This window comes from Mesorhizobium sp. M8A.F.Ca.ET.208.01.1.1 (assembly GCF_004791315.1).
Classification (GTDB): Bacteria; Pseudomonadota; Alphaproteobacteria; order Rhizobiales; family Rhizobiaceae; genus Mesorhizobium.
In genome coordinates this window covers 1-315 of sequence record NZ_SRUT01000253.1, presented here as the reverse complement: position 1 = coordinate 315, position 315 = coordinate 1, and the positions used below count along the sequence as shown (strand labels likewise).

1 protein-coding gene is annotated in these 315 nt (G+C 68.6%); it reads right to left on the bottom strand.

What is annotated here, in order from left to right; genetic code table 11:
- On the bottom strand, nucleotides 1-315 hold a 315-nt coding region (locus EN851_RS35170; protein WP_281041131.1), incomplete at both ends, for a protein-disulfide reductase DsbD domain-containing protein.

The window sequence follows — 315 nt, the reverse complement described above, 5'->3', positions numbered from 1 at the left end:
GTCGCCGGGCAGCACGCTGATGCCGAAATCGGGCCGTGCCGGCGAGGGCAGCGTCGCGAGCGCCGTCTTCACCAGCGCCGCGTCGGTGGCGTTGTCGGGATCGGAGCCCGGATCGACGCTGAGCCGGGTCTGCACCGGAATGCAGATCGTCTCGCAGATACCGAGGAAGATATTGGCGTCGATGGTCGCCGGCTGGCCGGGCGAAGACAGCGTGAAGGTCACCGGCAGGGACACCGGGCGATGATAGCCGGCCCATTTGCCGTAGCCGTCGTCGTGGCGCTGCGGCGGCGGAAACGAAAGCCTTGCATCGGCGAC